This window comes from Micromonospora sp. KC207, from assembly GCF_004348615.1.
Lineage (GTDB): Bacteria > Actinomycetota > Actinomycetes > Mycobacteriales > Micromonosporaceae > Micromonospora.
This window is the reverse complement of record NZ_SMKJ01000121.1, coordinates 1-18,296: the sequence shown is the minus strand read 5'-3', so window position 1 is coordinate 18,296 and position 18,296 is coordinate 1. Positions and strand designations below refer to the sequence as shown.

Below are 18,296 nucleotides of genomic sequence, written 5' to 3'. Positions count from 1 at the left end.
CCCTGCCACCCGCCCTGCCACCCGCCTCCGACGACACCTGGGCAGCGTTGGGTGTTCGACTAGTTGCCCTGAGCGACCGATCCTGTTGATAATTGACCGACATCGATTAATGATCATCTGTGCACAGGGAAGGGAAGGCATGGCAACGCAGACGGGCCGGCGGCTGAGCCGCTGGTCGAGGTGGCTGGTGGCGGCGCTCCTGGTGGCGACCGTCGGGGGCGGAGCGGGGTTCGCCGCGCCCGCGGCCGGTAGCGGGCTTGGCCCTGCGGTTGAGCAGTGGCGGCAGCTCGCCGCCGGCGACAGCTACAACTGTGCGGTCCGGGCCGATGCCAGCCTGTGGTGCTGGGGCGCCAACGGGCAGGGGCAGCTCGGCAACGATGCGCCGACCTTCGACCCCCAGGCCGCACCGGTGCAGGTGGAGCCCGGTTCGCAGTGGCGCAGCGTGCGCCCTGGAAAGGGCACGCACACCTGCGGCATCCGCACCGACGGCAGCCTCTGGTGCTGGGGAAGCAACTGGGCGGGGCAGGTGGGTGACGGCACGCAGACCAGCCGGTACGCGCCGGTTGCTGTAGGCGTCGGTTTCTCGTGGCTCGTCATGGCGACCGGCAACAGCCACACCTGTGCGATCCGCGACGACGCCACCCTGTGGTGCTGGGGGCAGAACCACGTCGGGCAGCTCGGGGACGGCACGCAGACCGACCGGTTGACCCCGGTGCAGATCGGCGTGGGGGAGTCGTGGGTGGAAGTCTCGGCGGGCTGGGGGCACACCTGCGCGCGGCGGGTCGACGCCACCATGTGGTGCTGGGGTCTGGGGGCACGGGTCGGGGACGGCACCAATGCGCAACGCCTGAGCCCGGTCCAGATCGGCGCGGGTTTCGGCTGGACTCAGGTGACGACCGGGTACGACCACACCTGCGCCATCCGCGCCGACGCGACCCTGTGGTGCTGGGGCTACCCCGGCTCCGCGTTGGGTGACGGCACGGGCGAGTCGCGGTTGAGCCCCGTCCAGGTGGCTGGCGGTGGGGCCTGGGCCACGGTGGAGCCGGGTTACTGGCACACCTGTGGGCTGCGCACCGACGCCTCCCTGTGGTGCTGGGGCGCCAACATTCGGGGTGAGGTCGGCGACGGCACCTACTCGTCCCAGCTCAGCCCGGTGCCGGTCGCCGCCGACCAGACCTGGGCGCAGCTGGGCGGCGGGCTGGACCACAACTGTGCCGTGCGCTCCGACTCGACGGTCTGGTGCTGGGGCAGCAACGACGGGGGCGCGATCGGTCAGCGGCCCCGGGTGGGCGAGCGGAACGTCCCGACCCGGGCACTTCTGCTGTGACGGCCGGTTGAGCAACGCGCCGGTCCGGGCCCGCCCGGGCCGGCGCCAGCCCGTCACGCGGGGCGCTCGGCCCCGCGTGACACCATGAGCAGGTGAGTGGTGCTGCCCAGGCGGGATACGCCCCGCCGACCGGTCCCGGCGGAGGACGAGAGCCGACGCCGCCGGGCCGCCGGTCCCGTTGGCTACTCGTGGCGACCGTGGCCTGGGCGGTGCTGCTCGGCGTACTCACCTGGGTGTCGGTCCGCGACGACGGGCCGACCGTCCGCGAGCAGCGCAGCCTGGCCCAGGCCGGCCCGGTGGTCGACCGCGCGGTGGGTGAGCTGGTCGCGGCGGCCGGCGGCCGGCCCGTCGCGCTCACGCCGGCCCGGACCGGGGCGGACTGCCGGGTGACCCCCCTGCTCGACGGCGCGACGCTGGAGCGCGGCGTGGAGATCCTCGACCCCGCCGCCGACCCGCGCGCGGTGCTCACCGAGATCGCCGATCGGCTGCCGGAGGGCTGGCAGGCCGGCGTCCGGGTGACGGGCGACGGCCCCCGGCTGCGGGCCGACGCGGGGGAGTTCGTGCTGGTGGAGGGCCGCCCGGCCAGCGACGGCCGGCTCCGGTTGATCGTCCGCACCGGGTGCCGCCCGATCGGCGGCGGCTACCGTGCCCCGGTGGCCCAGGCCGGCCCGGAGGCGGGCGCGCTCGCCGTCGCCCTGCGGGCGCTGGCCGCCCCGGCCGGGTCGCCCCCCGAGCTGCTCGCCGCGCCCTGCCCAGGTGGCGACCGGCAGGCCCGCACCGCCCGGGTCACCCTCGACCCCGCCCCGGCGACGCCGGCCGCCGCGCTCGCCCCGGCCGCCGGCGGCACCGTCCTGTTCGACACTCCCGAGGGGTACGCCTACCGTTCCGGCGGCGTCACGGTGGCCCTGAGCGGCGGCGACCTCACCGCCACCACGCCCTGCCCCTGAGCCCCAGCGCACCGCCCGCGAAGGTCAGCGGCGGGCACGGGCGGGCGGCGGCACGGGTCAGCGGCGGCGGACCGGATCGCCGGCGGTGCGGCTGCGGCCCAGCGCGTCGACCAGCCCCCACCGGCCGGGGATGTCGAGCAACTCCACCTGGCCCATGCCCTCCGGCACCGCCGGATCGATGATCAGATGCTCGCCCTGCGGCTCCATGCCGAGCATCACCCGCAGCAGCAGCAGCGGAGTGCCGGCCGACCATGCCTGCGGGCTGCACGCCGTCGGGTACTCCACCGCGTAGTCGGTGAGGCCCCGCTCGTAGCCAGCGAACGCCTCCGGCAGCCGCCCGCCGAAGTGCCGGGACGCGGACAGGATGCCCTCGCAGATCCGGCCGGCCTCCTCGCGGAACCCGTACCGCCACAAGCCCCAGGCGATGAACGAGTTGTCGAACGGCCAGACCGTGCCGACGTGGTAGCCGATCGGGTTGTAGCGGCCCTGGTCGTCGGCGAGGGTACGCACCCCCCAGCCGGAGAACAGCCGCGGCCCGAGCAGGTGCGCGGCGACCGGGCCGGCCTTGTTCTCGTCGACGATCCCGCTCCACAGCAGGTGACCGATGTTGGAGGAGAGGGCGTCGACGGGGCGCCCGTCCGGGTCCAGCGCCAGCGCGTAGAACTCCCGGTCGGGCAGCCAGAAGTCCCGATTGAACCGCTCCTTCAGCTCCGCCGCCTCCCGCTCCAGCCGCTCGGCGTACGCGGGATCGTTCCAGACGGTGCGGGCCAGCCGCGCCCCGCGCATCTTCGCGTCGTATGCGTACCCCTGGGTTTCGCAGGTGGCCCGGGGGAAGCCCGGCAGCCGGCCGTCGGAGTAGGAGATCGCGTCCCAGGAGTCCTTCCAGCACTGGTTGCCCAACCCCGTCTCCGGGTTACGGGTCTGGTACCAGACGTACCCCGTGCCCAGCAGGTCGCCGTACGTGTCGATCCAGTCCAGTGCCCCCCGGGCCGGTGCCTCCAACCGCCGGACCAGCGCGACGTCGCCGGTCCACCGCTCGTACTCGTCGAGCAGGATCACGAACAGCGGGGTTGAGTCGACGGAACCGTAGTAAGGCGAGTGCGGCTGCTCCTCGAAGCCGGCCGTCTCGCCGTACCGCAGTTCGTGCAGGATCTTGCCGGGCTCCTCGTCGCGGAAGTCGTCGACCCGGAACCCCTGAAGGCCGGCCAGCATGGTGATCGTCGGCGGCACCAGGTCCGGCAGGAACGGCAGCACCTGGAGCGAGGTGAAGATGCTGTCCCGCCCGAACAGGGTCATGAACCAGGGCAGCCCGGCGGCCATCAGCCGCACCCCGAGGGCGATCGACTCGTAGCGCAGGGCAGCGAGGTCGTTCAGGCTCCGCAGGTACGCCCCGGCCAGCGGCTCGCAGTCGCAGCCGAGCTTCGGCGCCCGCTCCACGACCTCGTCGTGCTCGGCGTTGATCTCGGCGATCGAGCGGCTCGCGCCCAGCGGCAGGTTGGCCCGGATGTTCTCCCCACGGGCCCCGTAGATCACCGTGTCCACGTCGAGCTGGCTGATCCACTCCCCGTGCGGGTCGATCCGGACGTGGAAGGTCATGCCCGTCGGGTCGATGGTCGCCTCGGCGTCGGTTCTCACCACCGTCTCCCGGTGGAAACCCTCGCGGCGGTACGTGAACCGCAGCTCGTTCTCCCCGGGGGCGGTGATGGCCCGGCCCTGCTTGCGCCGGGACTGCTTGATCTCGAACACGTCGGCGAAGTCGGCTCCCATGTCGATCCGGACGACGAACTCGACCTTCCTGCCGGAGTGGTTGAGCACGGTCAGCTCCTCGGTGAAGCTGCCGCCGATGGACCGGCTGCGGATCACCGACGCCTTGGCGTCCAGGTAGTGCGTCGGCGGGCCGGGCACCAGGAAGAACCGGGTGCGGTTCGAGAACGCGTCGTCGACGGAGAGCGGATGCAGCCGCTGCCCGTCGACGGTCAGCACCCAGGTGGACAGGAACCGAGTGTCGAAGGAGAACAGCCCGGTGGGAAAGTCCTGCGACCGTTCGATGTCCCCTCGCCGGTCGCTGACCAGGAACGTGTTGCCGTCGAGGATGCTGACCTGTTCCTTCACGCCGGCCGCCCGGTCTGCTCCCGGGCCACCGTCCGGGGGTCCCGGGTGCCCGGTCGGGTGGGGAAGAACCGCCGGAAGGCGAGGAAGAGCACCACGTCGCCGGTGAGGGTGCTCTCGTTGCGCAGCATCGACGCCACGCCGTGCGCCCGGCCGGTGACGAGCCGGTCGAACAGGTCGATGCTGCCCTGCCAGTAGGCGTCCGCCGGCCCCGTCTCCCGGGTGACCCGGGCGGTGCCGGGCGCCAACTCGACCCGCCAGTGCTCGCAGTGGTCGCCCGTGGTGAGCCGGAGCTGGAGCGTGCCGCGCACGGGGGAACGCAGGACTGCGGGGGCGCGCGCCGGCAGCGTCGCGAAGAACCGCTCCGTCGTCTCGGTCACAGGGCAGATCGTAGGCGGGGGGAGGACGAACCGGGTGGTTATCGGCACTCAGTAGACGAGTGCCCGCGCCCCCTCGGCCATCGCCTCCTCGACGAAGACCGCCGCCCCGGCGATCCGTACCCCCGGCAGCACGTCGCCGGGGCCGATGTCCCGCCGGGCCGCGCACTGGGTGCAGGCGGTGACCCGGCCGGTGGTCAGGATCACGTGCAGCAGCTCGCCCAGCGGCGCGGAGTGCGGCAGCTCGAACTCCTGCGCCCGGCCCGGCAACGCGAACCAGGTCGACTCCCCGGTTAGCCAGAGCGAGACGTCCACCCCGGCGGCGGCTGCCGTGGCGGCGACGGTGAAGGCTTGGGCGCACCGTTCCGGGGCGTCGGCCCCGGCGGTCGCCTTGACGACGAGAGAGCGGGCCATGGGGCCCAGCATAGGATGGCCGGGATGGTTACCGAGATCGGGTTCGTCAGCCTGCTGGTCGCCGGCCTGGGCGCGCTTGCGGGTGGCCTGGTCTACCTTGCCGTACGCATGTCGAGAGGACGTTGGTGAGCGCGAGGAGTGAGCCGGGTCTGCGAGCCCCGCAGTCGCGAACGAGGATGGCTTGGTGAGCGCGAGGAGTGAGCCGGGTCTGCGAGCCCCGCAGTCGCGAACGGAGATGGCCCGGTGAGCGAGAACCCCCTGCAGCCGCCGTGGCTGAACGCGCCCCCGGTCGACCCGTACCCGTACGAGGAGAGCCACGACCTGCGCGTCGGCCCGAAGCTGCACCCGACGCTGGACGGCCTGCTGCCCTACGTCGGGGTGTGGCGCGGCCGAGGCCGGGGCGGTTACCCGACGATCGAGGACTTCGACTTCGCCCAGGAGATCCGGATCAGCCACGACGGCCGGCCGTTCCTGCACTACGAGTCGCGGGCGTGGATTCTGGACGAGCAGAGCCGGCCGGTGCGTCCCGGCGGCCGTGAAGTGGGCTGGTGGCGTCCGGTGCTCGACGGCAACGGCCGGGCCACCGACGGGTTGGAGGCCCTGATGTCCGTGCCGACGGGCGTGATGGAGCTGCACATCGGCAGGCGCAAGGGCACCCAGGTGGAGTTCGTCACCGACGCCGTGGTGCGTACCGCCACGGCCAAGGAGGTCACCGCCGGTCACCGCCTCTTCGGCATCGTCGAGGGCGCCCTTCTGTACGCGCAGGACATGGCCGCCGTGGGCCACTCCCTGACCCCCCACCTGTCGGCCCGCCTCCTGCGCGTCGCCGGCTGACCCTGCCCCGCTCCCGCCCCGGTCAGCGGGGGTGGGCGAGGAGGGCCTGTGCCGCATCGGTGTGCGCCGAGTGCGCGAGGCGGGCACCGTCCAGGGTGTGCACGGGGGCCAGGCCCCGCAGGGACGAGGTGAACCAGACCCCGTCCGCGGCGCGCAGTTCGACCGGGGTGACCATGCGCTCCTCGGCGGTCAGGCCCAGGTCGGTGGCGTGGTCCAGCAGCCAGGCGGCGGTCACCCCGGGCAGGATGCCGGTGGTGGCCGGCACCGTGCACACGGTGTGCCCGGCCAGCCAGACGACGTTCGCGGTCGGCCCCTCCAGGGCGTAGCCGTCGGTGGAGACCCAGAGCACGTCGTCCACGCCGTGTTCGGCGGCCCAGCGGCGGGCGGCGGTGCTCACCGCGTACGACGTCGACTTGACGCCGACCGGTAGCCAGCCCAGGGCGGGGCGGGCGGTGGCGGCCACGCCCAGCGGCAGGGTCGCCACGGCGATCCCGGTCCGCCGGGCCCGGCGCGCGGCAGCCGGCACCTCGGCGAGCGTGGCGTACACCGACGGCGAGCCGCTGCCTTCCGGCCCCCGCGTGCAGACCAGCCGCAGCGCGCCCTCCGCCTCGACCGGCCAGCCCGCGCAAACCGTCGCCAGCAGATCGACCAGCACCCCGACCGGCGGCAGCGGCAGGCCGATCCGGGCGGCCCCCCGGGCCAGCCGGGCCAGGTGCTCGTCGCGCAGCCAGGGCAGCCCGCCGCGCACGTGCATGGTCTCGAAGAGCCCGTCGCCCTGGACGGTGCCCAGGTCGTCGCCGCGCAGCACCGGTTCGCCGGCCGGCACGACGCCCCGCCCCAGTACCGCGACCCTCGCGTTCGCCACGACCGGTGAGCCTAGCCGCGTACCCCGTCGCGGTCGGCGCGTCGCGGCGGCCGAACTATGATCGGACGGTGTCCGAGTCATCCCTCGCGGAAGTGCTCCGCGCCCGTGGGCTGCGGCTGACGGCCCAGCGGCAGCTGCTCCTTCAGGCGGTGCTGGATCTCGGGCACGCCACGCCGGAGCAGGTGCACACCGCTGTCCGTGAGGTCGCCGCCGGTGTCAACATCACCACCATCTACCGGACGCTGGAGCTGCTGGAACGCCTCGGCCTGGTGACCCACACCCACCTGTCGCACGGCTCGCCCACCTACCACGCGGCCGGCGAGCACCAGCACGTCCACCTGGTCTGCCGGGAGTGCGGCGCGATCGACGAGATCGAACCGGAGCTGCTCCGGCCGCTGGACGACCGGCTGGTCGCCGAGCGCGGGTTCCGGGTGGACATCGGGCACGTGGCACTCTTCGGCGTGTGCGGCGGCTGTGCGGACGGCGGCGCACCGGGCCGGGGCGGAGCGGGGAAGTGAGCCAGGGCGAGGACGGGGGAGCGGAAATGATCGACATCGCGGGCGCGGTGGCCACCGAGGCCATCGACGAGGAGACCCGGGACCAGCCGGAGCCCGCGCACCGGGCGGCCGGCGTGCGGTCCGTCGCGGCCCACTACGGCGACCCACTGCGGGAGCAGCGCGTCCTCGACACCGCCGTCGGCCTGGTCGACCGGTCGCACCGGGGCATCGTCGCCGTGCCCGGCGAGGAGCGGATCGGCTGGCTGCACACCCTCACCACCCAGCACCTGGCCGCGCTGACCGCCGGCGAGGGCACCGAGCTGCTGGTGCTCTCCCCGCACGGGCACGTGGAGCAGCACGCCATGGTCGCCGAGGACGGCGACACCACCTGGCTGGACACCGAGCCCGGCGCCACCGGGGGCCTGCTGACGTACCTGGAGAAGATGCGGTTCTTCAGCAAGGTCGAGCCCCGTGACGCCACCGCCGAGCACGCCCTGCTCTCGCTGGTCGGCCCGGAAGCGACCGGGGCGCTTGCCACGCTGGGCGTGACCGGGCTGGCCGCGCCCGACGCCGTCGCGGTGCCCGGCCCGAAGTTCCGCGCCGGCGAGCTGCCGCCCCGGCCCACCGTCCGGTACGCCGTCGCGCCGCTGCCCGGTGGCGGCTGGGCCCGCCGGGGCCCGCTCGGAGTGGACCTGCTGGTGCCCCGCCCCGCCATGGGCCGGGTCGTCGCCGAGCTGCGCGGGGCCGGGGTGCCGGCGGTGGGGCTGTGGGCATACGAGGCGATCCGGGTGGCCGCCCGGCGGGCCCGGGTCGGGGTGGACACCGACCACCGGACCATCCCGGCCGAGGTGGACCTGATCGCCCCAGCGGTGCACCTGGACAAGGGCTGCTACCGGGGCCAGGAGACGGTGGCTCGGGTGCACAACATGGGGCGCCCGCCGCGTCGCCTCGTACTGCTGCACCTGGACGGGGTGACCAGCGACCAGCCGCCGGCCGCCGGCACGCCGGTGACCCTCGACGGCCGGGCGGTCGGCTTCGTCGGCACGGCGGTGCTGCACCACGAGCTGGGCCAGATCGCCCTGGCGGTGGTCAAGCGCAACGTCCCCGACGACGCCCGCCTCCTGATCGCCGACACGGCCGCCGCCATCGACCTGGGGTAAGGAAGGGCCCCCTCTCAACGCTTCCGGTATAGGAAGGGCCCCCTGCTAACGCCGCCGGCACGCCACCAGCGCGCGACCGGCAGTCGGCCGGCACGAGGTCAGGTGGTTCGGTGCCGACCGGCTGCCGGACGGTCGCGTCCGCTGCGGGAGCGCGCGCCGTCGACCGCGCCGAGCGGGGCGTCTAGGATCGCCGGCATGACGACAGGGACGTTGATCACGGTTGCCCCCACCGGCGCGGAGTCGGCAAAGGCGGAGGTCCCGGCGCTGCCGGTGACCCTCGACGAGCTGCTGCTGACCGCCAAGGAGTGCGAGGCGCTCGGTGCCGCCGTTATCCACGTCCACATCCGCGACGACGAGGCGCGACCCACCCTCGACCAGGGGCGGCTGCGGGAGACGGTGGCGGCGCTGCGCGAGAGCAGCGACCTGATCGTGCAGCTCTCCTCCGGCGGCGCGGTGACCGACCCGGAGGCCGACCGGCTCGCCGTGCTGGACGCCGGACCGGACATGGCGTCCTGCACCATGGGGACGCTCAACTTCGGCGACGACGTCTTCCTCAACCGCTGGGAGTTCATCGTCGACCTGCACACCCGGATGCAGGAACGCGGCATCGTGCCCGAGTACGAGATCTTCGACCTCGGTCACCTGACCGCCCTCGCCCGGCTGCTCGGCAGGTACGGCCTGCCGCACGGCGGGCACGTGCACGTCGACTTCGTGATGGGCGTGCCGGGCGGCATGCCGGGTACCACGCAGGCGCTGGTCGCGGCCCACCAGGCCTTGCGCGATCTGCCGGAGGGCACCACGTTCTCGGCCACCGGCATCGGGCGCAGCACGATCCCGGTGCTGCTGGCCGCGCTGTCGGCCGGCGGCCACCTGCGGGTCGGCATGGAGGACACCGTGACGTACGCGAAGGGTCGGCCGGTCGAGTCGAACATGCAGCTCGTGGCGCGGGCGGTGGGCTTCGCCCAGCTCGCGCAGCGCCCGCCGCTGACCACGACCGAAGCCCGCGCGCTGCTCGGCGTCGCCCCCCGGGCCGGGGCCTGACCTCCGGACGGACGCTGGGGTCGCCGGGCGGGTGCGCTGACCACCCACCGGCGTCCGGCCCGGCCACCGGTAAGTCCCGGCCTGGTCGTCGCCCCTGTCGTGGTGAGCACAACCGGCCTGGTCACCCGCGTTCCGGCCGTCGGCGGCCCGTCGGTACCGTCCACCCGTGAGCAAGACGTACGAGGGTGGCGTGCCGCTGGTCGAGTTGGTCCGCTCCGGGTTCGTGGAGGGGCTGCACCGTGGCTCGGTGGTGGTGCTCGACGCGGCCGGCGCGGTGGTGGCCGGCGCCGGGGACGGCACGTCGCCGATCTTCCCCCGCTCGGCGAGCAAGCCGATGCAGGCAGTCGGCATGCTCCGCGCCGGGCTGCCGTTGACCGATCCGGCCGACGTGGCGATCGTGTCGGCCAGTCATGCCGGGGAGGAGTTCCACCTGGCGCGGGTCCGCGCGCTGCTGGCTGGTGCCGGGCTGGACGAGTCCGACCTCGGCTGCCCGCCCGACCTGCCGATGGGCGAGCTGGCCCGGGAGGCGGTGCTGCGCGCTGGCGGTGGACCCACCCGGGGGCGGATGAACTGCTCCGGCAAGCACGCCGGCATGCTGCTGACCTGCCTGGCCACCGGCTGGCCCCGTGTCGGGTACTGGCAGCCGGAGCACCCGTTGCAACGGGTGCTGCGGGCGGCCGTGGAGGAGTGCACCGGGGAGCCGGTGGCAGCGGTCGGGGTCGACGGCTGTGGTGCGCCGGTGTTGGCCGTGTCGCTGACCGGGCTGGCCCGCGCGTACCTGCGGCTGGTCGCCGCCGGGCCGGGCTCGCCCGAGCGGACCGTCGCGGACGCCATGCGGGCGTACCCGGAGCTGGTCGGCGGCACCTGGGCCGAGGACAGCCGGCTGATGCGCGGTCTGCCTGGCGCGATCGCGAAGATCGGCGCGGAGGGGGTGATCGCCGTCGCGCTTCCGGGCGTCGGCGCGGTCGCGCTGAAGATCGACGACGGGGCGCCCCGGGCCCGGATGCCGGTCCTGGTCTCCGCGCTGCGCCGGCTGGGCGTCCGGGCACCCGTTCTCGACGAGTACGCCGAACTGCCGTTGCTGGGCGGCGGGGTGCCGGTCGGGACGGTCCGCCCCGTCTGGTGACGGCGGGGGAGTAGAAAGCAGGGGCCCCTTGTTAACACCCGTCTGTTAACAAGGGGCCCCTGCTTCACGGCAGGAAGGTCAGCAGGGCGGAGTTGACGGCTTCCGGGCGTTCCAGGGGGAGCAGGTGTCCCGCGTCCGGTACGTCCGGCAGCCGCACCGCGCCCGGCACCTCGGCGGCGATCCGGTCGGCGATCCGGCCGACGTCCGGCACGTCGGCCGCCCCGGCGGTCACCAGCACCGGTACGCGCAGCTCGCCGAGCCGCTCGATCGCGGGCGGGTCGAGTTCGGCCCCGTCGACGGCGCTCAGCGCCAGCTCGGCGGCCAGCGCCCGGCGATCCATCTCCTCGGCGAACCGGACCAGCGCCGGGTCGACGTCCTCGGGGCGGCGGCGCGGGCCGACCACCCAGAACCGCACCTCGCCGGCGGCGGTGGCCGCGAGGTCCTCGGGGTCTGTTTCGCCGACCAGGTCGTCCCACAGGTCGTTGGCTTCCTCGGACCACTCGTTGCCGCTGACGGCCGTGCCGAAGAGGGCGAGTGCGCTGACCCGGTCCGGGTACGCCAGGGCGGTGTCGATCGCCACCGCCCCGCCGAAGGAGCATCCGACGAGCGCGGCCCGGGGCAACTCCAGGGCGTCCAGCAGGCCGACCACGTCGTCGTGGTGGGCGAACGGGTCGGTGGGCAGCCCGGAGTCGCCGTAGCCCCGCAAGTCGAGCGCGATCACGCGGTGCCGGGCGGTGAGGGCGGGCACCTGTTCCCGCCACATCCGCCGGTCGGCGATGCCGGCGTGCAGCAGTAGTACGGGCGGTCCGTCCCCCGTGTCGTCGTACGCGAGCTCCGCGCCGTTGATCTCGATCTTCGTCACGACGGGGAAGGTACGGACCGGACGGACGGCGCGCAACAGCGAGGGGGACGCTGCTGACCAGGGCGTGAGACGTTGCTAACTCTGGTTAGCGTTTTGCTTGCATGAGCTAGCGGGGTCGGTTAGCGTGGGGTCATGGCCACTCCCAAGGACCTACCCGACGTCGGCGGGTTCATCCGTGACCTGCGGCGGAACGCGAAGATCTCGCTGCGGCAGCTCGCCGAACAGGCGGGCGTCAGCAATCCGTATCTCAGCCAGATCGAGCGCGGCCTGCGCAAGCCCAGCGCCGAGGTGCTCCAGCAGCTCGCCAGCGCGCTGCGGGTCTCCACCCCGGCGATGTACCTGCGGGCCGGCCTGCTCGACGACAAGGACAGGGAGGGCGTGCTCGCCGCCATCGCGGTCGATCCCGACCTGACGATGGCGCAGAAGCAGTCCCTGAGCCAGATCTACGAGACTTTCCGCCGGGAGAACAGCCGGCTCGCCGAGGCGACGGCCGCCGCCGAGGCCGGCAGCCCGGCCGCCGCCCCGTCCGCGCCGGGCACCGCCCCGGAGGCCCCGGCCACGACCACCCCGGCCGCGACCGGACCCACCACACCGGACGGCACCCCGACCGAGGCGGTCCTGGAGTCGGTCGCCGTCACCGAGGCCGGTCCGGCACCCGCCCCGCCCCCCAGCACGCCCGCGACGAAGGCCGCCGAGAAGGCGACCGAGGAGACCGCCGCCGCGGTCGAGACCGACAAGGCCGCCGCGGCGGTCGAAGAGGAGAAGCGATGACCCAGCCGAAGACCCACCGCATCCCGGCCCCGCTCTACGCCGCCGCCGGAGTCGGCGACCTGGCGCTGGAGCAGCTCCGCAAGCTGCCCACCGTGGTCACCGACCTCAGTGGCAAGGTCGTCGCCGACCTGGGCGGCAAGGCCGTCGTGACCGGCTTCGAGCTGCGCCAGAAGGCCACCGAGACCCTGCGTACGGCGAACCAGACCGCCGCCGAGCTGCGCGGCAAGTCCGTTCCGGCCGAGCTGAACCGGCTGCGCGCGGCCGCCGACCTGAACCGCCTGCGTGAGGCCGCCGACCTGAATCGGCTGCGCGAGACCGCCGACGTCAACCGCCTCCGCGAGGCCGCCGACGTCAACCGGCTGCGCGAGCTGACAGACCTCGACCGGCTGCGCGAGCTGGCCGCCCGGAACGCGGCCGTCGTCGTCGCTGGCGCGCACGCCGCCCAGGAGCGGGCCCTCGCCGCGTACGCCGGTCTGGTCGCCCGTGGCGAGCGCGTGGTCGGGGCGGGTGTGCTGGAGGCCGCCGACGCGATCAACGCCGACATCGCGGCGACCGAGGCCGAGCACATCCCGACCCCGGCCGACGTGGCCGAGGTCGTCGAGGCCAAGCCGGCCGCCGCCCGGGCCACGCGCACCCGCGCGACCAGAGCGACCACCGCGAAGGCCGACGCGAAGGCCGACGCCGCCGGTGGGGCGACCCCGAAGGCCAGCGACACCCCGTCGGCGAAGCTGCCGAAGGCCACCCGGCGGGCCCGTCCGGCCGCCGAGTAGTCGACCCCTTCCGGCCCCGCGCCGCACGGCCCCGGATGCGTCCTGGCGACGGATCCGGGGTCGTCGGCATAAGCTTGCCGGCATGGCCATCGCCGCGCCGATCTTCGCCTTCCAGGTCCAGTACTGGATCACCATGCTGCTGCTGGTGTTCGCCCTCGTCATCGAGGGGGTGGCACTCGTGCACGCGATCACCCAACGCGGCGAGGCCTTCGCCGCCATCGGCACCCTGCCCAAGGGCGGGTGGATCGCCATCCTCGCGGTCTGCCTGGTGCTCACCCTGCTGACCAACAACGTGCTGAACATCTTCGGCCTCATCGGCATCGCCGCGTCCCTGATCTACCTGCTGGACGTCCGGGTCGGGCTGCGCGATCTGCACGACGGCCGGGGGTCGTCCTGGTGAGAGGGTTTCGCTGGCCACCGCCACCCGACGGCGGGCCACGGACCTGGGGCCCCGGCCCGGGCGCCCCGCGCACCGGGCGGCCGGCCCTGCCCGAGCCGGAGACCGAGCTGGTCACCACCCCGCACGGGGTGCGCCTCGAACAGCTCGTCACCGGCGTCGGCGACCCGGTCACCGTGTTCGCGCACGGGCTGGGCAACGGCATCGCCACCACCCGTCCGTTCGGCAGCGGCGTCACCGGCCGCAAGATTTTCTTCCAGTTCCGGGGGCACGGCCGCTCCGAGGCGCCGGCCGGCCCGTGGAGCTACCTCGACCTCGCCCGGGACCTGCGGGCTGTCGCCGACCTCGGCAACGCGACCCGCGCGTTCGGCGCGAGCCTCGGCGCGGGTGCGCTGTGCCGGCTGCTCGTCGAGAGCCCGCAGCGCTTCGACCGGCTGGTCTTCTTCCTCCCGGCGGCGCTCGACCGGCCCCGGGGCCCGGCCGCCCGGGACCGGATCACCGCGCTGCTCGACGCGGTGGAGGACGGGGACGCCTCCGCCGTCGCCGATGTCGTCGCGGCCGAGCTGCCGCCCGCCGTACGCAACACGCCGGCCGGGTGGGCCTACCTGCGGCAGCGGCTCGACCAGCTACTCCGCGACGGCCTCGCGGCGGGCCTCGCCGCCCTGCCCGACCAGGCCCCGCTGGGCAACCGGTCCGGGCTGGCCGCGGTGACCGCCCCGGCCCTGGTGCTCGCCTGTGCGGGCGACGACCTGCACCCGGTCGAGGTCGCCGAGCAGCTCGCGGCCGTCCTGCCCCGGGCCACCCTGCACGTGTACGACCGCCCGGGCGTGCTCTGGTCGGAACGTGCCGACCTGCGGGCGCGGATTTCGGGGTTCCTCAACGGGTGAGGTCGGCCGTGGTGGTGGTCACACCCCACGGGCGGACGGGCTGAGCCCTACCGACGGCAGGTGGGCGGCCCGTACGTCGAGCAGCCAGCGTTCGACCGTCACCGAGTCGGGCCGTTCCGGCAGCGGGGTACGCGCGGCGTCGAAGTCTCGTTCCGCCTTGGTGAGCAGGGCTTGCGCCTCCGCCAGATCCCCGTCGCCCACCCGCTGACCGAATGCCCGGAACCGCTCCGGGTCGGCCAGCCGGATCTCCAGGACGCCGGTGGCGTACAGCAGTCGACCCTGGTGCAGCAGCCGGGCCAGGTGCCGGGCGTGCTTCGCGGTCCGCCGCCGGGTGTCGGCCGAGAACGTCCCATCGCCCCGAGAGGCGAGCTTGCGGAACTGCTGCGCGGCGTACCCGAGGTAGGCGGCGCGGACCCGGGGCGCGCTGAGGAACGCCGACCGGATGCCGATGAGCCGGTCGCCCAGTTCGGTGCGGGTCTCGTAGCAGTCGTCGGGCAGCCACATCAGCTCGGTGGCGGTCGGGTTGCCGCTCAGCGCCAGCCTGGCGTACTTGCCGGCCTCGTGCAGGGTGACGTCCGGGTCGGTGGTGACCACCGACTCGCGGGGCGGGTGCAGGCCGTGGAAGGCGACCGTCGGCGCGGCGAACACCCCGATCCGGTCGACGTCGGAACCGGGCCGGGCCAGTCCGTACGCCACCGAACCGACGATTCCCGAGAGCAGCAGGTGCATGCGCCGAGCATGACGCAGGAGAACCGTTCGCAAAACCGGACTTCGGCTGTCAGGTATTGCTGCCAGGGTCGACGTATGACGACGAAACCCCTGACCGGGAAAGTCGCGCTCGTCGCCGGGGCGACACGGGGCGCAGGCCGGCAGATCGCGATCCAGCTCGGCGCGGCCGGGGCGACGGTGTACGCCACCGGGCGCAGCAGCCGCACCGCCGGCCGGTCCGAACTGGACCGGCCGGAAACCATCGAGGGGACCGCCGAGCTGGTCGACGCGGCCGGCGGCACCGGCATCGCGGTCCGGGTCGACCATCTCGTACCCGAGCAGGTCCGCGACCTGGTGACCCGGATCGACGCCGAGCAGGGCCGGCTCGACGTGCTGGTCAACGACGTCTGGGGCGCCGACCCCCTGATCACCTGGGAGAAGCCGGTCTGGGAGCAGCCTCTGGACGCCGGTTTCCGCACCCTGCGGCTCGCGGTCGACACCCACGTCATCACCAGCCACTTCGCGCTGCCGCTGCTGATCCGCCACCCCGGCGGGCTGGTGGTGGAGATCGGCGACGGAACCAGGGAGTACAACGACGTCCACTACCGCCTGTCGGTCTTCTACGACCTGGCCAAGACCTGCGTGAACCGCCTCGCCTTCACCCAGGCGCACGAGCTGGAGCCGCACGGCGGCACCGCCGTCGCGCTCTCCCCCGGCTGGATCCGCTCCGAGTACATGCTGGAGCACTTCGGGGTCACCGAGGCCAACTGGCGCGACGGCGCGGCGAAGGACCCGCACTTCCTCATCTCGGAGACCCCCGCGTTCGTCGGGCGAGCGGTCGCCGCGCTGGCTGCCGACCCGGACCGGGCCCGCTGGAACGGCAGGTCCGTCTCCAGCGGGGAGCTGGCCCGGGTGTACGGCTTCACCGACCTCGACGGCAGCCAGCCGGACGCCTTCCGCTACATCACCGAGGTGGTGCACGACGGCAAGCAGGCCGACGCCGCCGACTACCGCTGACCACCGTCGCCCTCCGGTGCGTCGCCCTTTCGTTCGCCGCCCGGCCCGCCGTACAGCGCGGCGAGCCGGGCGGCGGCAGCGGCCAGCCGCCCCCGCAGCTCCGGCGGTTCGAGCACCTCCACCTCCGGCCCGAGCCGCAACAACAGCTCGTACGCCACATCGACGGATTCGACGGGCAGCCGGGTGGCCACCCAGCCGGCGTCGTCGGGCTCGCCAGCGGCGGCCGTCGCCTCGGCGTACCCGAAGGGGGCCTCCGGGGCGCCGCGCAGCGCGCGCAGGCCGGCGGGGCTCAGCCGTACGCGGACGTGCGCCCGCTGCATGCTCCGCAGGAACGCTTCAGCCTGCTCCCGCCAGTACGCGCCGAGGTCGAAGCCTTCGTCCCGGTCGAACGTCTCCCCGGCCGCCGTCACGTCGACGACCCGATCGACCCGGTACGTGCGCGTGCCGTCGCCGACGCGGGCGACCAGGTACCAGATGCCGCTTTTGAGCACGAGCCCGTACGGCTCGACCCGCCGGACGACCTCGCCGTCGCCGCGACGGTAGCGCAGCTCGGCGACCCGGTCCGCCCAGACCGCCCCGGCCAACTCGGCCAGCCGGGGCGGCGGCGTGGCGTCGCGGAACCAGCCCGGCACGTCCAGATGGAACCGCTGCCCGGCGCGGGCGGGGGCGTCGCGCAGGGCGGGCGGCAGCGCGGCCAGCACCTTCAGCTCGGCCGAGGCGACCGCGTTGGCCAGCCCCATGTCACCCGCCGGCCCGGGCAGCCCGGCCAGGAACAGCGCCTCCGCCTCGTCCCGGGTGAACCCGGTCAGCCGGGTCCGGTACCCGCCGAGCAGCCGGTACCCGCCGGCCCGGCCCCGGTCGGCGTAGACGGGGACCCCGGCGGCCGACAGCGCCAGCACGTCCCGGTACACCGTCCGTTCGGAAATCTCCAGCTCGCGGGCCAGCTCGGCCGCCGTCATCGCCTCCCGCGACTGAAGCAGCAGCACCAACGAGATCAACCGCGAGGCCCGCACCCGCCCATTGTGTAAGGAAGGGCCCCCTGTTAACGCCTGCGGTATAGCAGGGAACCCTTCTCACCCGCCCTGCCGCCGGGGTGCCGAGCCGGTCGGCCGGCGTTAGGCTCAGCGGTCGTGGACGTACCCAGCATCGCCGCGCCGGTGACCGGCGTCGTCGGCCGCTTCCTCTCCGGGGTCGGGCTGCTCCTGCGCGGCATCGGCCTGTACGTCCGCAGCCCCGGCCTGATGCTGCTCGGCATCGTGCCGGCGCTGATCTCGGGGACGCTCTTCGTGGCCGCCTTCGCCACCCTCGTGTACTTCGTGGACGACCTTGCCGCGCTGGTCACCCCGTTCGCCGACGACTGGTCCGGCACCGCCCGCAGCCTCGTCCGGGCGATCGCCGGCCTGGCCTTTCTCGGGGTCGGCGGGCTGCTCGGGGTGCTCACCTTCACCGCCGTGACCCTGGCCATCGGCGACCCGTTCTACGAGAAGATCTCCGAGCGGGTCGAGGAGCGCTACGGTGGCACGCCCGGCGCGGTGGAAGTGCCGTTCTGGGCATCGCTGCGTCGGAGCGTGGTCGATTCGCTGCGACTGGTGGCGATCTCCGCGCTCGTCGGCGTTCCGCTCCTCGCGGCCGGCTTGATCCCGGTGGTCGGCCAGACCGTCGTACCGGTGATCGGGGCGATGGTGGGCGGCTGGTTTCTCGCGCTGGAGCTGGCAGGGGCACCCTTCTACCGGCGCGGAATGCGGCTGCCCGACCGCCGGTCGCTGCTGAAGGCCGACCGGGCCACCACGCTGGGCTTCGGGGTGGCCGTCTTCGGGTGCTTCCTGATCCCGCTCGGCGCGGTGCTGATCATGCCGGCGGCGGTCGCCGGCGCGACCCTGCTCACCCGCCGCTCCCTGGGCCAATCCATCGAGCTGGGCCAGCCCATCGAGCTGGGCCAGCCCACCGGGGAGCCATTGCGTCGGTCCGCCGGGGAGCGCTGAGCTGGGGAAACACTGGGCTGGACCACCCGGCGGTCACCGACGGCGCGAGCACCTATCCTGAATGGTGCAAAAGGTGCAATAGCTCGGGAGTGCGTGGCGTGGAAGCTGCCCGGTTCAAGTTCGCGGTCTCGGTGACCACGGCCTGCCTGACGGTGCTCGGGATCGCGGGCCTCGCCCCGGACCTGCCCCGGCGCGAGATCCGGCC

21 protein-coding genes are annotated in these 18,296 nt (G+C 73.9%); 14 read left to right on the top strand and 7 right to left on the bottom strand.

What is annotated here, in order from left to right:
- The first annotated feature begins 139 nt into the window (after positions 1–139).
- Positions 140–1,327 (top strand): RCC1 domain-containing protein, encoded by a 1,188-nt coding sequence (locus E1258_RS16925; RefSeq protein ID WP_165949800.1) that lies wholly within the window; start codon positions 140–142, stop codon positions 1,325–1,327.
- A gap of 92 nt (positions 1,328–1,419) precedes the next feature.
- Positions 1,420–2,274 carry a hypothetical protein gene (locus E1258_RS16920; protein ID WP_132401964.1) on the top strand — a complete coding sequence of 285 codons (855 nt, stop codon included), beginning with the start codon at positions 1,420–1,422 and terminating at the stop codon, positions 2,272–2,274.
- A gap of 57 nt (positions 2,275–2,331) precedes the next feature.
- On the opposite strand, the gene E1258_RS16915 is transcribed toward E1258_RS16920, so the two are convergent.
- From E1258_RS16915 to E1258_RS16905, 3 genes are read right to left on the bottom strand one after another with little or no spacing between them, the layout of a single operon-like run.
- On the bottom strand, positions 2,332–4,386 hold the full coding sequence (locus E1258_RS16915; protein ID WP_132401962.1) for a glycogen debranching N-terminal domain-containing protein: 2,055 nt from the start codon (positions 4,384–4,386) through the stop codon (positions 2,332–2,334).
- On the bottom strand, positions 4,383–4,763 hold the full coding sequence (locus tag E1258_RS16910; protein WP_132401959.1) for an SCP2 sterol-binding domain-containing protein: 381 nt from the start codon (positions 4,761–4,763) through the stop codon (positions 4,383–4,385). The genes E1258_RS16915 and E1258_RS16910 overlap by 4 nt, the downstream gene beginning before the upstream one ends.
- Before the next feature lie 48 nt (positions 4,764–4,811).
- A complete protein-coding gene (locus tag E1258_RS16905) occupies positions 4,812–5,186 on the bottom strand; it encodes a DsrE family protein (protein WP_007073224.1) in 375 nt (124 codons plus the stop codon).
- Positions 5,187–5,198: 12 nt separating this feature from the next.
- Here E1258_RS16905 and mtfM point away from each other — a divergent pair, with 12 nt between their 5' ends.
- Positions 5,199–5,303: a small membrane protein MtfM gene (gene mtfM / locus E1258_RS35595; protein ID WP_036376929.1), complete on the top strand. Its 105-nt coding sequence runs from the start codon at positions 5,199–5,201 to the stop codon at positions 5,301–5,303.
- A gap of 114 nt (positions 5,304–5,417) precedes the next feature.
- The gene (locus E1258_RS16900; RefSeq protein ID WP_132401956.1) at positions 5,418–6,008 is read left to right on the top strand and encodes an FABP family protein; all 591 of its coding nucleotides are present in this window, start codon (positions 5,418–5,420) and stop codon (positions 6,006–6,008) included.
- Positions 6,009–6,030: 22 nt separating this feature from the next.
- Here the strand turns inward: E1258_RS16900 and E1258_RS16895 are convergent, their stop codons facing one another.
- Complete coding sequence (locus E1258_RS16895; RefSeq protein ID WP_132401953.1) at positions 6,031–6,873, bottom strand: aminotransferase class IV; 843 nt, start codon at positions 6,871–6,873, stop codon at positions 6,031–6,033.
- A gap of 68 nt (positions 6,874–6,941) precedes the next feature.
- On the opposite strand from E1258_RS16895, the gene E1258_RS16890 reads away from it, so the two are divergent.
- The 4 genes from E1258_RS16890 (at position 6,942) to E1258_RS16875 (ending at position 10,697) form a co-directional block, all read left to right on the top strand.
- Positions 6,942–7,391 (top strand): Fur family transcriptional regulator, encoded by a 450-nt coding sequence (locus tag E1258_RS16890; RefSeq protein ID WP_132401950.1) that lies wholly within the window; start codon positions 6,942–6,944, stop codon positions 7,389–7,391.
- A gap of 26 nt (positions 7,392–7,417) precedes the next feature.
- Positions 7,418–8,530: a folate-binding protein YgfZ gene (locus E1258_RS16885; protein WP_132401947.1), complete on the top strand. Its 1,113-nt coding sequence runs from the start codon at positions 7,418–7,420 to the stop codon at positions 8,528–8,530.
- A gap of 195 nt (positions 8,531–8,725) precedes the next feature.
- Positions 8,726–9,571, top strand: a complete 846-nt coding sequence (locus tag E1258_RS16880; RefSeq protein WP_132401944.1) for a 3-keto-5-aminohexanoate cleavage protein — start codon at positions 8,726–8,728, stop codon at positions 9,569–9,571.
- 166 nt (positions 9,572–9,737) lie between these two features.
- Positions 9,738–10,697 carry an asparaginase gene (locus E1258_RS16875; RefSeq protein ID WP_132401941.1) on the top strand — a complete coding sequence of 320 codons (960 nt, stop codon included), beginning with the start codon at positions 9,738–9,740 and terminating at the stop codon, positions 10,695–10,697.
- Positions 10,698–10,761: 64 nt separating this feature from the next.
- Here E1258_RS16875 and E1258_RS16870 read toward each other — a convergent pair whose 3' ends face one another.
- Positions 10,762–11,559 (bottom strand): alpha/beta fold hydrolase, encoded by a 798-nt coding sequence (locus E1258_RS16870; protein ID WP_243715506.1) that lies wholly within the window; start codon positions 11,557–11,559, stop codon positions 10,762–10,764.
- Positions 11,560–11,691: 132 nt separating this feature from the next.
- Between E1258_RS16870 and E1258_RS16865 the strand changes: the two genes are divergently transcribed.
- From E1258_RS16865 to E1258_RS16850, 4 genes are all read left to right on the top strand, one after another.
- A complete protein-coding gene (locus E1258_RS16865) occupies positions 11,692–12,330 on the top strand; it encodes a helix-turn-helix domain-containing protein (protein WP_132401935.1) in 639 nt (212 codons plus the stop codon).
- The gene (locus E1258_RS16860; protein WP_132401932.1) at positions 12,327–13,100 is read left to right on the top strand and encodes a hypothetical protein; all 774 of its coding nucleotides are present in this window, start codon (positions 12,327–12,329) and stop codon (positions 13,098–13,100) included. The genes E1258_RS16865 and E1258_RS16860 overlap by 4 nt, the downstream gene beginning before the upstream one ends.
- 82 nt (positions 13,101–13,182) lie before the next feature.
- Positions 13,183–13,500, top strand: coding sequence for a DUF2516 family protein (locus E1258_RS16855; protein WP_007073215.1), 318 nt, complete (start codon positions 13,183–13,185; stop codon positions 13,498–13,500).
- Positions 13,497–14,384, top strand: a complete 888-nt coding sequence (locus tag E1258_RS16850) for an alpha/beta fold hydrolase (RefSeq protein WP_132401929.1) — start codon at positions 13,497–13,499, stop codon at positions 14,382–14,384. Before E1258_RS16855 ends, E1258_RS16850 begins: the two co-directional genes overlap by 4 nt.
- A gap of 18 nt (positions 14,385–14,402) precedes the next feature.
- Here the strand turns inward: E1258_RS16850 and E1258_RS16845 are convergent, their stop codons facing one another.
- On the bottom strand, positions 14,403–15,113 hold the full coding sequence (locus tag E1258_RS16845) for a DNA polymerase beta superfamily protein (RefSeq protein ID WP_132401926.1): 711 nt from the start codon (positions 15,111–15,113) through the stop codon (positions 14,403–14,405).
- A gap of 75 nt (positions 15,114–15,188) precedes the next feature.
- Here E1258_RS16845 and E1258_RS16840 point away from each other — a divergent pair, with 75 nt between their 5' ends.
- Positions 15,189–16,109: an SDR family oxidoreductase gene (locus tag E1258_RS16840; RefSeq protein ID WP_132401923.1), complete on the top strand. Its 921-nt coding sequence runs from the start codon at positions 15,189–15,191 to the stop codon at positions 16,107–16,109.
- Here the strand turns inward: E1258_RS16840 and E1258_RS16835 are convergent.
- On the bottom strand, positions 16,100–17,122 hold the full coding sequence (locus tag E1258_RS16835) for a YafY family protein (RefSeq protein WP_132401920.1): 1,023 nt from the start codon (positions 17,120–17,122) through the stop codon (positions 16,100–16,102). The two genes, E1258_RS16840 and E1258_RS16835, sit on opposite strands and share 10 nt — an antisense overlap.
- A 117-nt stretch (positions 17,123–17,239) precedes the next feature.
- Between E1258_RS16835 and E1258_RS16830 the strand changes: the two genes are divergently transcribed.
- Positions 17,240–18,091, top strand: a complete 852-nt coding sequence (locus E1258_RS16830) for an EI24 domain-containing protein (RefSeq protein WP_132401917.1) — start codon at positions 17,240–17,242, stop codon at positions 18,089–18,091.
- The last annotated feature ends 205 nt before the right edge of the window (positions 18,092–18,296 follow it).